At 55.2% G+C, this 14,217-nt stretch carries 14 protein-coding genes; 7 read left to right on the plus strand and 7 right to left on the minus strand.

Going from position 1 to position 14,217, the window contains the following annotated elements; all coding sequences use genetic code 11:
- Window positions 1-97: 97 nt before the first annotated feature.
- The 6 genes from ACOOFE_RS05370 (at window position 98) to ACOOFE_RS05395 (ending at window position 5,458) form a co-directional block, all read left to right on the plus strand.
- Window positions 98-997, plus strand: a complete 900-nt coding sequence (locus tag ACOOFE_RS05370; RefSeq protein ID WP_420414006.1) for a LysR family transcriptional regulator — start codon at window positions 98-100, stop codon at window positions 995-997.
- 76 nt (window positions 998-1,073) lie between these two features.
- A complete protein-coding gene (locus tag ACOOFE_RS05375) occupies window positions 1,074-1,889 on the plus strand; it encodes a putative hydro-lyase (protein WP_420414007.1) in 816 nt (271 codons plus the stop codon).
- Window positions 1,890-1,913: 24 nt separating this feature from the next.
- Window positions 1,914-2,948 (plus strand): TRAP transporter substrate-binding protein, encoded by a 1,035-nt coding sequence (locus ACOOFE_RS05380; RefSeq protein ID WP_420414008.1) that lies wholly within the window; start codon window positions 1,914-1,916, stop codon window positions 2,946-2,948.
- A gap of 21 nt (window positions 2,949-2,969) precedes the next feature.
- The gene (locus tag ACOOFE_RS05385; protein ID WP_420414009.1) at window positions 2,970-3,518 is read left to right on the plus strand and encodes a TRAP transporter small permease subunit; all 549 of its coding nucleotides are present in this window, start codon (window positions 2,970-2,972) and stop codon (window positions 3,516-3,518) included.
- Window positions 3,519-3,556: 38 nt separating this feature from the next.
- Window positions 3,557-4,801 carry a TRAP transporter large permease gene (locus ACOOFE_RS05390; RefSeq protein WP_420415546.1) on the plus strand — a complete coding sequence of 415 codons (1,245 nt, stop codon included), beginning with the start codon at window positions 3,557-3,559 and terminating at the stop codon, window positions 4,799-4,801.
- A 3-nt stretch (window positions 4,802-4,804) separates the two neighbouring features.
- Window positions 4,805-5,458 (plus strand): DUF2848 domain-containing protein, encoded by a 654-nt coding sequence (locus ACOOFE_RS05395; protein WP_420414010.1) that lies wholly within the window; start codon window positions 4,805-4,807, stop codon window positions 5,456-5,458.
- Between the two features lie 349 nt (window positions 5,459-5,807).
- Here ACOOFE_RS05395 and ACOOFE_RS05400 read toward each other — a convergent pair whose 3' ends face one another.
- The 5 genes from ACOOFE_RS05400 to ACOOFE_RS05420 all read right to left on the minus strand — a co-directional run bounded on the left by ACOOFE_RS05400 (window position 5,808) and on the right by ACOOFE_RS05420 (window position 11,101).
- Entirely contained in the window at window positions 5,808-6,632 is an 825-nt protein-coding gene (locus ACOOFE_RS05400) for a phosphodiesterase (RefSeq protein WP_420414011.1), read from the minus strand.
- Window positions 6,633-6,706: 74 nt separating this feature from the next.
- Entirely contained in the window at window positions 6,707-7,966 is a 1,260-nt protein-coding gene (locus ACOOFE_RS05405; protein WP_420414012.1) for an extracellular solute-binding protein, read from the minus strand.
- Window positions 7,967-8,094: 128 nt separating this feature from the next.
- A complete protein-coding gene (locus ACOOFE_RS05410; RefSeq protein WP_420414013.1) occupies window positions 8,095-9,030 on the minus strand; it encodes a carbohydrate ABC transporter permease in 936 nt (311 codons plus the stop codon).
- Window positions 9,027-9,947 carry a carbohydrate ABC transporter permease gene (locus ACOOFE_RS05415; protein ID WP_420414014.1) on the minus strand — a complete coding sequence of 307 codons (921 nt, stop codon included), beginning with the start codon at window positions 9,945-9,947 and terminating at the stop codon, window positions 9,027-9,029. Before ACOOFE_RS05415 ends, ACOOFE_RS05410 begins: the two co-directional genes overlap by 4 nt.
- Window positions 9,947-11,101, minus strand: coding sequence for an ABC transporter ATP-binding protein (locus ACOOFE_RS05420; protein ID WP_420414015.1), 1,155 nt, complete (start codon window positions 11,099-11,101; stop codon window positions 9,947-9,949). Before ACOOFE_RS05420 ends, ACOOFE_RS05415 begins: the two co-directional genes overlap by 1 nt.
- Before the next feature lie 115 nt (window positions 11,102-11,216).
- Here ACOOFE_RS05420 and ACOOFE_RS05425 point away from each other — a divergent pair, with 115 nt between their 5' ends.
- Complete coding sequence (locus ACOOFE_RS05425; RefSeq protein ID WP_420414016.1) at window positions 11,217-12,107, plus strand: LysR substrate-binding domain-containing protein; 891 nt, start codon at window positions 11,217-11,219, stop codon at window positions 12,105-12,107.
- Between the two features lie 174 nt (window positions 12,108-12,281).
- Here ACOOFE_RS05425 and phnF read toward each other — a convergent pair whose 3' ends face one another.
- Together phnF and ACOOFE_RS05435 are read right to left on the minus strand one after the other, a co-directional pair.
- Complete coding sequence (gene phnF / locus ACOOFE_RS05430; RefSeq protein ID WP_420414017.1) at window positions 12,282-13,055, minus strand: phosphonate metabolism transcriptional regulator PhnF; 774 nt, start codon at window positions 13,053-13,055, stop codon at window positions 12,282-12,284.
- 25 nt (window positions 13,056-13,080) lie between these two features.
- Entirely contained in the window at window positions 13,081-14,202 is a 1,122-nt protein-coding gene (locus ACOOFE_RS05435; RefSeq protein WP_420414018.1) for an alpha-D-ribose 1-methylphosphonate 5-triphosphate diphosphatase, read from the minus strand.
- Window positions 14,203-14,217: the final 15 nt, after the last annotated feature.

Raw genomic sequence — 14,217 nt, forward strand, 5'->3', positions numbered from 1 at the left:
ATGATCAAACCGGTTGACGGTCAAGACGTGTTGGTACCGTCTGTCTGCAGCTGTGTTCGGCTATGCACTCTGATCAGTTCTATGCGCATACTGAAGAATGACTAGAATCAGTATTGAGCAACTGAAGACATTCCTCGAAGTTGTGCGTTTGGGTGGGATGCGAAAAGCGGCCGTGTCATTAAATCTGACCCAGCCCACTGTAACAGCCAGGATCAAGACCCTAGAAGACGCGCTTGCTTGCGAATTGCTGGAACGGAGCCCAGGCGGTCTAAAGCTGACCAAACGGGGTGAGCTTTTATTAGCTCATGCCGAGAAAATCGAACGTTTGACGGAACTGGTCGACCGGGATGTTGTCGATCCTGCTGGCGTGGAGCGCCGGCTGCGGCTTGGTATTGCCGAGACGATTGCCCAATCCTGGCTACCAGATTTCGTCGCCCAACTGCATCGCAAATATCCAAAGCTGGAGATTGATCTGAACGTCGATATCTCTTCCAATTTGCGCAGCGGCATTCTCAATCGGGAGTTTGACCTGGCAATCCTGTTGGGGCCTGTCTCTGAGTACACGGTCGAAAACATCGAATTGCCCGGCTTTGATTTGGCTTGGTACGCGGCCGCAAATGCGACGGTAGACACAGATCCTCTTCATCATTTGTCTCGCCCGGTGCTCACCTATGCGCGCAACACCCGCCCATACCGTGAACTAAAGGACTTGCTGTTTGAGCATGTCGGTCCTGACGTGTCGCTGTTTCCCTCTTCGTCTCTGTCGGCGTGTTTCCGTCTGGTGGAAGCGGATCTCGGTGTGGCCGCATTGCCGCGTGCCCTTGGTCAGCCCTTAGTGCAAGAGGACCGGGTCCGTGAATTTGACCCGGGATTTGCGCCCAGTCCTTTGCGTTTTTCTGCGTCGTTTCTCGGAGAACCGCGCAGCCATATCGTCGAGACTGCTGCGCAAGTGGCATACGAAGTAGCGGTACACTATTTGAGTGATAAAAAAACCTGATCACTTTTGAACAAAAAAATCAATTTGATTTTATATCCTCCACTTGAGACGTTGCGTCCAACTATTGGGGGATACAGTGGCTGTAAGTTATCAGAACCTGAAAACACAAACGCTCGACGATGTTCGCGCTGCCATTCGTGCAGGGACCTATGCGTCCCACACCGCAGGATTGGGCCAGGGGCGCTTACAGGCCAACCTTGCAATTCTTCCCGAAGCCTATGCTCTCGACTTTATGCGGTACTGCCAGAGAAACCCAAAGCCGTGCCCCTTGGTCGGCGTATCCGACACGGGCAGCCCATTCATATCCACTCTTGGCAAACGGTTAGATGTTCGGGCGGATGTTCCTGCTTATAATATCTATCGGGATGGCAAGCTGGCAGGCTCGGCCACCGACATATCCGAAATCTGGCAGGACGATCTCGTTGCCTTTGCGATCGGATGTTCGTTCACATTCGAAAACGCCTTGCAGCGCGCGGGAATTGATGTTTGGCACATCACCAACAACACGACTGTGCCGATGTACCGTTCCAATCTTCAAACGATCCCAGCCGGCCCGTTTGCCGGTGAGATGGTCGTTTCAATGCGGGCAATTCCCAATGACCGGCTAGGTGAAGCGAACGCGATCTCAGATCGGTTTCCTTACGCGCACGGCGCACCGGTTTCCTGGGGCGATCCCTCGAAGATCGGTATTACCGATATTGAAAGACCTGATTGGGGTGACCCGGCCCCGGTTCCGGAAGGATTTACGCCGGTTTTCTGGGCGTGTGGCGTGACGCCGCAAGTTGCGATCGAAAACGCGCGTTTGCCGATTTGCATCACCCACAAACCCGGGCACATGTTGATCACCGATGTGGCCGAGGACGCAGAAGTCCCGGTCTTGAAGCAAGACTGAATGACCCTCAGCAAGGAGACTACCATGAACCGCATGCTTACGTTTCTCGCCGCAACCACGATCCTGGCGACGCCAGCCATAGCCGAAGAGCTTTCGGTTGTCGGCAGTTGGTCGGGCCTGCCGCTTCACAAGCAATATGAGGCTCCTTTCTGGAGCGAGACACTTCCGGAAGCTTCCGGCGGTAAAATCAATGTGTCGCTGACAACCCACAACCAGATGAATCTGGGTGTCGCCGACGTGTTTCGTTTGCTTGGTGATGGGGTCTACGATGTCGGTATGACCGTTGCCGACTACGCGGTTGCCGACGCACCAGAGCTGGAAGGCCTTGATGTGCCTCTTCTGGCGCTGAATGCCGACGACGCCCGCGCGATGGTCGATGCGGCGCGCCCGATGGTGGCAGATATCTACCGCGACCGTTTCAACAGCCATGTTCTGGCAATTGCTCCTTATCCGCCGCAGGTGGTTTTCTGTAACGCTGAAGTCGCCAGCTTGGCCGACCTTGAAGGGCTCAAGATCCGGGCCTCCGGCCGCATGACAGCGAAGTTTTTGGAAGCGCTGGGCGCCGAAGGCGTCAATGTCTCATTCTCTGAAGTTCCAGGCGCCCTTCAAAAGGGTGTCGTCGATTGCGCGGTAACGGGAGCAGGCTCCGGGTATTCGGCCGGCTGGTGGGAAGTCTCCACGCATCTCATGCCGATCCCGCTTGGCGGCTGGGACAGTGTCGTGACTGCTGTCAATTTGGACAAGTGGAACGGTCTGGATGCGGACACACAGGCACTCATCAGCGAGCAGGTCAAGACCAATTTTGAAGCTCCAGCCTGGGCAAGCGCCCAAGATGCGCTGGTCAATGACATTGCCTGCCTGACCGGCAAAGGCGAATGCCCCATTGGGGAAGCGCGCAATATGATCTTGGTCGATGTGTCAGATGCTGATTTCGCTAAGGCACGGGATGTTCTAGTGAGCGAAGTTCTGCCGGATTGGGCAAGCCGTGCCGGTGGCGATTGGGCCGACCGCTGGAACGCTTCGGTGGGTAAAACCGTCGGCGTTACAATCGCAAACTAATCGTTAGAACCAGAGGGCCCCATGGAAGAAAATGTTCTGAACCACCTTCGGCGATGGAACCGTCGGATTGCAATCCTAACAGGATTGGGTCTGCTGGTCTGCGCCGGCGTGGTGCTCATCGACGTTGTGCTTCGACAATTTGGGGCCTCTTTTGGCGGCACAGACGAAATCTCAGGCTATGTGATGGCCATTGCCACCTCTTGGGGGATGGCCTTCACATTGCTTGAACTCGGGCACGTGCGGATCGACATCCTGCGTTCACGCACCCATGGGATGGCACGGGCAATCTTTGATCTGTTCTCCCTTGCGGTTCTTGCCGGAACAGTGACCTTGATTGCCTGGCGATGCTGGCCTGTTCTTGCCCGTTCGCTTGCAAACTCTTCCCGCGCCAACACCCCCCTTGAAACACCATTGGCCTGGGTGCAAGCGCCGTGGTTCGCCGGGTGGGTCTGGTTTGCCGTGGTTGCATGGTTCACCGTCGTCCTGGCGGGGATCCTGATCTTCAAACGAAAGCTTGATAAGAGCGAACAGGCCATCGGTGCCTATGCTGAAGTGGAGCAGGCTCAGTGATTGTTTATCTTTCAGCCGGTCTGCTTGGTCTGTTGGCCATGTCGATCCCTGTCGGGATCGTGCTCTTTCTGCTCGGCTTCGGCATTGATGTTTTCTTCAGCCCGTTTCCGCTCATTCGCGGCTTGGGCAATCAGGTCTGGTCGACCTCCAACAATGCCACACTGATCGCAATCCCGTTCTTTGTTTTGCTGGGTGAAATCCTGGTGCGGTCCGGTATTGCCGCGCGCACCTATGCAGCTCTCGACCGATGGGTGAGCTGGCTGCCGGGCGGATTGGTCCATGCAAACATCGCAACGGCCACCATGTTCTCCGCAACGTCCGGATCCTCCGTTGCAACAGCGGCCACTGTCGCAACCGTTGCCATGCCCCAAGCGGAGAAACTGGGATACGACCCCAAGCTGTTTTCCGGCGCGATTGCCGCCGGCGGCACATTGGGCATCATGATCCCACCTTCGATTAACTTGATCGTCTACGGGTTTTTAACCCAGACTTCGATCCCGCAGCTTTTTCTAGCGGGCCTGATACCCGGGATCGGACTTGCCATCGGCTTCATGCTGATCACCGCAGTCATCTGCCTGATGCAGCCGTCACTCGGTGGGGAGCGGCGGGTGTTCGGTCTTACCGACATGCTCGGCTCGCTGGTGCAATTGGTACCGATCTTTCTTCTGTTCACCGCCATTATCGGCAGTATCTATCAAGGCTGGGCAACGCCCACCGAGGCGGCAGCCGTCGGAGTTGCCGGCGCGATCGCGATCGCTGCTCTGTTCGGCGGGATCAGCTACAGGATGTTCGCAGAAAGCATCATTGGCACAGTCAAGATCACGTCCATGATCATGTTGGTTGTCATCGGCGCATCGTTCCTGAATTTCACATTGGCGTCCGCAGGTCTGGGCCGGGAGTTGCAAGGCTTTCTCGACGGGTTGGGTCTGTCGCCCATGGGCACCATTTTCGTTGTGGTGCTGATCTACATCGTATTGGGGTTCTTCATCGAAACCCTTTCTCTGATGGTCGTGACCATTCCGATCATCGTGCCGCTTGTGGTGGCACAGGGCTTTGATCCGATCTGGTTCGGGATCCTGATGATCGTGCTCATCGAAATGGCTCTGATCACACCCCCTGTCGGTCTCAATCTCTATGTTGTTCAAGGGGCCCGGCGCTCTGGAAAAATGAGCGAAGTCATGCTTGGCGCCGTTCCATACGTGATCGCGATGTTGTTGATGGTGGCAGCACTGATTGCATTCCCCGGCATAGCGCTGTTTTTGCCATCAATCCTTGGAGGATAAGACGTGCAGTTTTTTCACGGCGACACGCCCCTCGATTGCCCTGTCGAGCAGGTAATCGTTGCGGGGTGGACCGGGCGGGACAAGGACGCCGTCGACCATCATATTCAGGAACTTGCCGAGCTCGGCATTGCTCCGCCATCACAGACGCCTCTGTTTTACCGGGTGTCGGAAAACTGTCTCGTTCAGACGTCGCATATTCAGGTACTGGGAAAGGCAACGTCAGGCGAGGCTGAGCCGCTACTTTTGCAGAGTGACGGCGAAGTATGGCTCGGCTTGGCCTCCGATCACACCGACCGGGAGCTGGAAGCCATCTCGGTTGCCGCTTCCAAACAAGCTTGTCCCAAGCCGGTATCCAATCAGCTGTGGAGGTTTAAGGACGTCGCGGATCATCTGGATGATTTGATTTTACGCTGTCAGATCGAAGAGGGTGGGGAGTGGGGGCTTTATCAGGAAGGACCGCTTGCGAGAATCCTGCCGCTCAGCAGTTTGATCGAAAAATCAGAGTTCTCCAATAACAGCGCAATGCTGTGCGGTACGTTGTCGGCGATTGGTTCGATCCGACCAGCAAGGTCCTATCGTATGGAACTCTTTGACCCTCGCCTGAGGCGGACCATTCGATTGGAATACAAGGTCGAGGAACTGCCGATTATAGTGTGAGAAACCTTTTGTTATGTTCGTGTCTTTGCTTATGAAGGTAAGCGGACTTGGACCAAGTAAACGAACATTAATGTATTTATCGGTTTTCGTTTGAGTCTGAACGTTATCAGGTTGCGTTTCCAACAAGTTATATCTCGGCGAAATTCGCGTTGCCTGTAGTGCCGATATCCAAGAAAAACTGCAACAATGCGTGGACGATGTTACCTGGCTTCGTTGTGAAAACTAGTTGCGATGTCAATGAAATGAATGTGCTGTTTTGCGGAGCTTTTTCTAGGTCAACTTGAACGTATATCGGACACTCCGGAGAACCAGGAGTGTCCATCTGATACTGCCCAGAAGCACTCGTGTGTTAACGCACCATGGTGAGGCGATCCCAGTCCGCGTAATCGGGTGATCCCTCACGGCGAACGGTGCCCTCATATCCATATTCAATCATGTGGATCATGGTCGAGGTTTCCTCAGCGAGGACGACTGCATAACTTTCCGGCAAGTCCGACCCAGCGAGATTGCCCTTGTTGGCGAAATCCGGCCATCCGGCATGGTTGGTGCCGCGCGGTGCACTAAAGGGAACACCGTGCAGGGAACCGGCCAGAGGCAGATGGCAATGCCCATGAAAGATGTGCCGGATCTTGGCCGCATGCCGGGAGACGACTTGGCCAAATCCGTCCGCATCCTGCAGCATGATCTGGTCCATGGGTGCAATGCCAATTGGCACCGGGTTGTGGTGCATGAACAAAAAAACCGGGGCCGTGGCGTTAGTGAGCTCCCGATCAAGCCAGTCTTGCCGTTTGGAGCAGAAGAAACCGGCATGGGTATCCGGTCCCCAGGTATCCAACAGAATTGCCGTTCCTTCACTCAGCGGAACAACCGTTTGAACAAAGCCGCTCTCGTCCGCGCCTTCCGGAAAAACAGACAGGAAAACGTCCCGCTCGTCGTGATTGCCAATGCATAAATGAATAGGGAGCGGGCATTCAGCGATTTCTGCTTTCAGGCGCAGATAATCGTCTTTGTCGCCCCAATCAGAGAGATCACCGGTAATAAAAATGACTTCGGCGTCGGGATGATGGGTTATGGCGTGACGAAGGGCTTTTCGGAAATTCTCATTCGGATCCCGTCCGGCAATCGTGTCCCCCGGTTTGGTCAAATGAATGTCCGTCAGTTGTAGAAGTTTCATAGCTTCCTCCTTGGATTATTTTTGTGATGAAAAACGCCGCCCGGTAGACCGGGCGGCGCAAGAAGGAAGGTAAATCAGTTGGACGGCAGAAGATCTGAGACTTCTTCGTCCAGCTGCTCTTGGAGTTCGGCCATGTCGTCGAATTCGCCGGTTACGATGCCTTCGATCCCGTCGTAGATGACCTGAGTGATCGCCAAGCCATTGTCACCCGGGTAAGCCTGCCAGTCGCGCAGCAGTGGCAACTGGCGAACGGCGGTCTCTTTGTTCGGGTTCTGTTGGTAGAAATCCGCCAGGATGACTTCGTTGGCAGCCTTGTTCGGCGGCATGTAGCCCGTTGTACGGGCTACGTCGGCAGCACCTTCACCGGAGGTGATGAACTTGAGCCATTCCCAGGCAGCGTTCAGGACCTTCGGATCTTCAGAAGAAGATACAAGCATGGCCGCGTTGCCGCCAGCTGGCAGGCCTTTAGGGCCAGATGCTTCGATGCCCGGATACTCGTTGGTCTTCAGCTCAAAATCGCCTTTGGCACGCTCAACAGCACCCAAAGCAGAGGTCGACCAGAACATCATGCCGATTTCGTCAGCGGAGAAGGAGGCAAGGGCCGCTTTCCACTCAATGTTCTGCATGTCGCAGCCGCGGAAGATGCCTTTCATGGTTTCCAGAGACTTCAGACCTTCGTTGGAAGAAATCTGGAACGCATTGCCTTCCATTGTGGCTTTGTCCTGCGACCACATCAGAGCCTGCAGGAACCAGTTGCCGGTGATGTTCCAGCCCCAGAACATCGGGTTTTTAACGCCTGCGTCATGGAGCTTGCCGCAAACTTCAACGACTTCGTCCCAGGACTTCGGCAGGTCGGCAACAGATGTGATGCCGGCTTTCGCCATGACATCCATGTTGTAGTAACCGACTGGCAGGGAGACAGAAAACGGCAGGCCGTAGATGTCGTCGTTGAACGAGCCGAGCTTCAGCATGGCATCGTGGTAGCCGTCTTTTTCGAACGTCTCTTCCTTCAGGATGAAGGGCTCGAGCGACTTGGCAATTCCCTTTTCAACCAGGATCGCCTGACGGTTCAGACCCTGCATGGTTACGTCAGGGAGCGTGCCGGCAACCGCTTCACGCAGGATGGTGTTGGTGCCGTCTTCGTAAGATTCGTATGTCGCCCGGATCTTCACTTCGATGTTCGGAAACTGCTCGTTGAACTTCGGCAGGATTTTTTCGTACGTCACATCAAAAAGATGGGAATACGGGTATGCGAATTCGATCGTTACTTTTTCGTCTGCATGTGCAGCGGAGGCTGCCAGCAGTAGCGCTATTGCGGTGAGGGTCTTTTTCATGGAACTCTCCGTCTGTTGCCGTGGGAGTGGCTGGTCGCCAAACTCGTCCGCTCCCGGTTGATCCCCTCGCGGGATTTCGGTGATGGGGCTGCCCTTGGGCGGCCCCGCATGTTTTTGAGCTCTTCGGTCTATTTCATCCCGCTGAGCGTGATGCCTTCGATGAAACGGCGCTGAGCGATCAGGAAGGCCACGATCAGCGGCGCCACGATGATCGTCGCGGTCGCCATCATCGGGCCGAAGTTGTCGCCATCCGCATCGCCCTTGAATTCGCGCAAGCCAAGCGGTGGGGTGAACAGTGATCTGTCGCCGGTGATGACGATCCGTGGCCAGAAGTAATCGTTCCAATGCGCAACGACCGAGAAGATCGCAAAGGCCAAGAGGGCAGGGATCGCGGTCGGCAACATGACGTTCCAGATGATCGAAAACTCGTTCATGCCGTCCATCCGCGCCGCGTCTATGAGGTCATCCGGGACGGTCATGAAGAACTGGCGCATCAGGAAAATGCCGAACACGGAGATGGTCCACGGAATGATCAGCGCGGCATAGGTGTTGGTCAGCCCGACCTTGGCCAGCATGATGTAGAGCGGCAGCGCGATGGCATGGACCGGAATAAGCAGGCAGAACAGAACCAGTCCGAAGACAGCTTCGCGCCCCCAGAACCTGAGTTTTGCCAGCGCATAGGCGCAGGGCAGCGCGACAAGAACCTGAATAAAGAAGATGGACGCCGTAACAATCACGCCGTTGAGGAGGTACCGGATGAGCGGCGCTTTCTCAAAAGCTGTGGTGTAGTTGTAGATGATCGGTGTCACCATGCAATCGGCGACATCCTTGCCGAGCTTGATGCAATAGTCGTCGCGGAATGCTTCCTGCGCGCCGAAGAAACCGCCGATGTTCTGCATGATTTCAGCCGGGCTTTTGAAGCTGTAACTGACCATCACGTAAAACGGCAGCAGCACGATCAGGCTGCCAAGGATCAGGACCATGTGTTTCAGGGTTTCCACCGCTGAAAACCGGAAGGCTGGCAGGCTGACGGTACTGGTCGAGGAAAGAGTTATGTCGCTCATGTGTAATGAACCCTTCTCTCCACCAGCCAGCGCTGGACGAGCGTGAGAAACATGACAAATCCCAGGAAGACAACGGTTATGGCGGCGCCAATTCCCATGAGGTTTTGCTGAATGGCTTTTTCGTAGATGGCAAACATCATGACGTAGACCGATTTCGACGGTCCGCCGCCTTGCGGGTAAAACGCCTCGACCGTGTCGAAGACCTGAAACGAGCGGATAAACGAAATGGTGACGACGAAGACCGTGGTCGGGCCAAGCATTGGCCAGGTGACAAGCCGGAACCGGTCCCAGGCCGACTTTGCGCCATCCATTTCGGCCGCTTGGTAAAGCTCACGCGGCACAGAGGTCAGACCCGCGAGGTAGAGCACCATATTGAAGCCAAAGCCTTGCCAGACCCCGATGAAGGCGACCGTCCAGATGGCATAGTCGCGGTCGGTCAGCCAGAGCGGGAAGCCGCGTTCACACCCGTGTGCGTACCAGCCCCAGACTTCCAGAAAAGTGCCGCAACCGCGCTCCAATGTGGAATTGACGATCCCGATGGTCGGGTGAAAGGCGAACTCCCAAACGATGGCCATCGCAATCAACGCAGCCATCACGGGCAAGAAGTAGATTGTCTTGTAAAGATCGCCGAAGCGCTTGGTCGAATTTATGAGCAGCGCGGCGCCGAGGCCCAGTCCAACTGAAAGTGGAACAACCACAAAGACATACCGGAATGTCGCTCCAAACATCTTTTCGTAGGTGGAACGGGTGAAGATCTTCTCGTAATTCTCAAGTCCGACAAATTCAGCGCCGGAATTGCCCAGGCTGTAATTCGTGAAACTCATGATGGATGCGATGCCAATCGGCAAAAGCAAAATGACAAACATCAGGAAAAGGGCAGGGCCGACAAACCAATAGTGCGCCTTGGAGCGGGGCATTACGCCACCTCCGCAACGGTGGTTTCGGCCTTGTCGGTAAGATCGACCCGTTTTCCCTTCGGGTCGAATGCCATGGCGACACCGTGATGCCGCTTGAAGGCAACGTCTTGACCAATGGACACGGCAACACCATCTACGGGCGCTGAGCGGACCACGAGACGATGCGCACCGTCATGAAGGCTGATGTGCAGGTAGATATCAGCGCCGAGGTTTTCCTTGTGAACCACCCGGCCTTTCAAAGCCTCAGGATCCGTGTCGTCACAGAGGTTCAAATGTTCCGGGCGCAGTCCGATCGTAATTTTGTCTGAAGAGGTGGCTGCGACCCGCGTCAAGACAACATCGCCGCAGCGTGCATGTCCATTGCTGTCCAGATGCCCGGGCAAGAGGTTGATCTTCGGCGCTCCAACAAACTCCGCAACCCGGATGTCCTGCGGATTGTTGTAAATCTCGTCCGGCGTGCCGAGCTGCAGGATGTTGCCATCCATCATCACAGCCATCCGATCTGACATCGTCAGAGCTTCGGCCTGGTCATGCGTGACGTAAACGAAGGTCGTTGCAAGAGACCGATGGAGTTCGGCCAGTTCTGAGCGCATATGAATGCGTAGCGCCGCGTCCAGGTTCGACAGCGGTTCGTCCATCAGGAATCCGGCCGGTTTGCGGACCATTGCACGGCCTAGGGCTGCACGCTGCCTTTGACCGCCTGAGAGTTGGCCGGGTTTGCGATCAAGGAGATGATCGATCTGCAAAATTTTCGCCAACTCGAGAACCTGCGCCCAAAGCGCCTTGTACTTGGATTTTGCGAGCAGCGGGCCGGCAAAAGGAAGCCGTTCGGCAAAGGATAAATCCCGGAGACGCAAGGGCGTCATCATGTTCTGGCCAACAGTCAAATGCGGATAGAGCGCATAGGACTGGAAGACCATCGCGAGGTTCCTGTCAGCGGGGCGCACCTGATTGACTTTCCGATCGTCGATCAGAACGTCACCAGAACTTGGTGCCTCCAGTCCTGCCAGAATCCGGAGCAAGGTCGACTTCCCGCATCCAGATGGCCCGACAAGTGTCAGGAATTCTCCCGGCGCGATGTCGAGATTGATCCCTTCAAGAACTGACGTGTCGCCGAAGCTCTTTTCGATCGCTTTTAAGGAAATGGCCGCCATATGATCGCCCCTCTAGTTGCCATCACCGTAGCGAGCGTGATTGAACCATCTGTGACGTAATATTAGCGTTGCTAATGGGCGCTATCGTGTTTCATGCATACAACATGGAACTGTCATGAACGCCTCGCCCAGTCCCTACCAAATCAAGGCTTTTACTTATGTTGCGCGGGAACGCAGTTTTTCCCGCGCTGCGCGCGCACTCAACGTGACGCAGTCGTCTGTAACCCAGCATGTGGCCAAATTGGAAAACCTGATGGGGACCCAACTGTTTATTCGGCGCCGCGACGGACTGGAGCTGACACGTGCGGGCATAGAGCTGTTTTCAATCACTGACCGATTGGCGACGCTGGACCAGTTGGTCACTGAAAAAGTGAACGACTACAGCGCTCTAACGGACGGCAGTATTCGACTGATTGCCAACGCACCCCGGCCTGCCATGCCTATTATTGCCCGGTATGGAGAGCTCTATCCCAAGGTTCAGATCGATTTCACGCTCTATGACTGGACCACGGCCATGACGTTGTTGAACGAGCGGCAGGTGGATATGGCGATTGTTACCGAACCTCAGGAAAACCCGGCGCTCGTGACCCATGAGCTCCGGCGATCCAAATACATGGTACATATGCGGGCCGACCACCGGCTGGCGAAAAAGCCAGTGCTTTCGCTTGTCGATCTTCAAACCGAAACACTTGTTTTGCCCGAGGACGGATCGTTGACACAGCGGGTAGCAAACCGAAAGATCAAAAAGCACGATCTGACCTTCCAGCGCATTTTGAAAACCACGACCTTTCCGATGGTCAAGGAAGCGCTGCTGCATGGTCTTGGGGTCGGATTACTTCTGGAAAACAGCCTGTATCCGTCAGAGGAACTGGTGGCGATCCCGGTCCACGAAATGCCGGAAGAGTACCGGGATTGTGTCGTCATCCCGCGAGATAAAAAAGACCTGCGGCTCATCAAAAGCTTTTTGGGTGTCTGTATTGATGCGGTGGATTGCGCAACGAACTAGCTAACTTCGCTTGTTTATAGAAAGTTGCTTCATGACTTTCTTAACCAATGCAAGCAATGTCAGCTTCCCGCCCCAATCAGTGCTCTAAAACATCAGCTTGATCAGCGAGTGTATGATCCGTGTGAAGAAGAGCTGCTGTCATAAGATCAAAGGAAACAGATTTTCATGTTGCCTTTAAAGACCGGGGACTGCGCCGGGAAACACGATTTCGACGCTTGAGAGTGGCCAGCACCCAGCGTTGTACTCGATTGGTGTGCCGGTTGGATCGCAATTGATCGCCATCACTTCCAAAACAGGCGTGCGCGGACTGAGGTTCAGTCCATTTGCTTGCCGCGCCGTTGCAAATCCGCCTGCAATTCGTGTTTCGGCGCGTTCGTAGCGCGTAACACCGTGCGCTTTGTAGACCTCTGTAACCGACCCAGTTTCGTTGTAGACCGCTTCGAAGTCCGGAAACTTCGCTGCCGGGAACTCCTTGGCTGTCAGATAAATCGGCTCGCCATCCAGAATGCGGCGTCTGAGCAGTTTGATAACTTGGCTTCCGGTCGGAAGATCAAGGGCAACTCCGCCTTCAAACGAAACATCGCCGCGTGTGAGATTCAATGTCTCAGTGGTCACCCGATCGCGGGCGACCTTGAAACCGTCGGCGAACCTCATGTTGCTTTCAACTTCATAGCGTTCAGGTCTTTGGCGGACAAAGACGCCAACACCTTTTCTGGCGTGAAGGTGACCTTCCTGCTGCAATTTGGAAAGTGCCCGGCGGATGGTGATCCGGCTGACCTGAAAGACTTCGGCGAGATGAACTTCTCCGGGAAGCTTGATGCCAGGCGCCAGCTCGCCATTTTCATACGCGAACTGAAGACGGTCACATATCTGCAGCCAGATGGCTTTTTCGCCTTTGGCTCGATAGGGTTCGCGCGCGAGAGTTCGAAATAGTTCCAGATCGGTCACATCACACCCGGTGGTTTGGATCACCTCATTTGAAGGTATATTTCACCTGACCGTTGGCAATCACCATCCGGATGCTGCGGGTCTTTTTGTCCACGAGAATGCAATCCGCCCGCATCCCTTCGGCTATCTCGCCACGATCTGCCAGTTTTGCCGCCGCGGCTGCGTTTTTGGAGATGAGGTTCCATGCCTTTTCCAGCGGAAGAACACCGTCATCAACCAGTTTAAACGCAGCGATCAATGGAGCTGGGTAATAGTAGTCCGATGCCAGAACGGTGCAGTGGCCGGACGCCACACTTTCGCTTGCATCGATGGCGTTGTTCTGGGAGCCGCCGCGTACGATGTTGGGGGCGCCCAAGACTACGTGCTCGCCTTCGTCGGCCGCGCTTTTGGCGGTTGCGATGGTCATAGGGAACTCGGACACGGAGACGCCCAAGCGGCGATGTTCCGTGCGGGTTTCCGGGGTTAACTCGTCATGTGCGAAGACGGAGCAGCCCGCATCCCGCGCTCCTGCGCAGATGGCTTCGATCGCAGCTGGCACCTCGTTGCGCCGTTCCCAAACCTGCTCGATCAGGGTCTTGCACTGGTCTTCTGAAAGGCCGGATCTCCCGGCCATCCGGCTGATCTTCGATGAAGTTTTCGGCAGGTCGAGATAGGCGGTCGTGTGATCGTTGAGTGACAGAACGGACTTGGGGTCGTCCTGAACCCAGTCAATCATGTCTTGGACATGGTTCAGTGCAAACGTCTCCCACCGGATGTTCAGATGCATGTCTGAGGCAAACGTTGCCCGCAGGGCTTTCAGGTGCATTCGGAAATTGGCGGCAGCCTCATAGCTGCGCAAGCCCGGTTCCCAGGAAACAGTCAGCCCATGATAAGCGGTGGTAATGCCATTGGAGATCAATTGCCGGTCAACATCCGCCAGCGCAATTGGAAGCGGGAAGTCGACACTCGGCCGCGGTTGTATTGATCGCTCAAAAGCATCTCCGTGTACATCTATGATACCCGGGAGGATATAGCAGTCCGCTGCGTCAACTGTTCCGCTAAATCTTTTTGATGAATCAACGAAAACGCCTGAGTGAATGTTAACCGGCTCACGAATGAAATCATCATTTTTCAGAGCGTCGCCGCCAAGAATACTTATGGAAGTCAATTTCGGGCCCTCGAA

The organism is Roseibium sp. (genome assembly GCF_965216085.1).
GTDB lineage: Bacteria > Pseudomonadota > Alphaproteobacteria > Rhizobiales > Stappiaceae > Roseibium.

What these genes read in the sequence shown, in the direction of transcription:
- ACOOFE_RS05370 (WP_420414006.1), top strand. Translation starts at nt 98, where the DNA reads ATGACTAGAATCAGTATTGAGCAACTGAAGACATTCCTCGAAGTTGTG.
- ACOOFE_RS05380 (WP_420414008.1), top strand. Translation starts at nt 1,914, where the DNA reads ATGAACCGCATGCTTACGTTTCTCGCCGCAACCACGATCCTGGCGACG.
- ACOOFE_RS05385 (WP_420414009.1), top strand. Translation starts at nt 2,970, where the DNA reads ATGGAAGAAAATGTTCTGAACCACCTTCGGCGATGGAACCGTCGGATT.
- ACOOFE_RS05390 (WP_420415546.1), top strand. Translation starts at nt 3,557, where the DNA reads ATGTCGATCCCTGTCGGGATCGTGCTCTTTCTGCTCGGCTTCGGCATT.
- ACOOFE_RS05400 (WP_420414011.1), bottom strand. Translation starts at nt 6,632, where the DNA reads ATGAAACTTCTACAACTGACGGACATTCATTTGACCAAACCGGGGGAC.
- ACOOFE_RS05405 (WP_420414012.1), bottom strand. Translation starts at nt 7,966, where the DNA reads ATGAAAAAGACCCTCACCGCAATAGCGCTACTGCTGGCAGCCTCCGCT.
- ACOOFE_RS05410 (WP_420414013.1), bottom strand. Translation starts at nt 9,030, where the DNA reads ATGAGCGACATAACTCTTTCCTCGACCAGTACCGTCAGCCTGCCAGCC.
- ACOOFE_RS05415 (WP_420414014.1), bottom strand. Translation starts at nt 9,947, where the DNA reads ATGCCCCGCTCCAAGGCGCACTATTGGTTTGTCGGCCCTGCCCTTTTC.
- ACOOFE_RS05420 (WP_420414015.1), bottom strand. Translation starts at nt 11,101, where the DNA reads ATGGCGGCCATTTCCTTAAAAGCGATCGAAAAGAGCTTCGGCGACACG.
- ACOOFE_RS05425 (WP_420414016.1), top strand. Translation starts at nt 11,217, where the DNA reads ATGAACGCCTCGCCCAGTCCCTACCAAATCAAGGCTTTTACTTATGTT.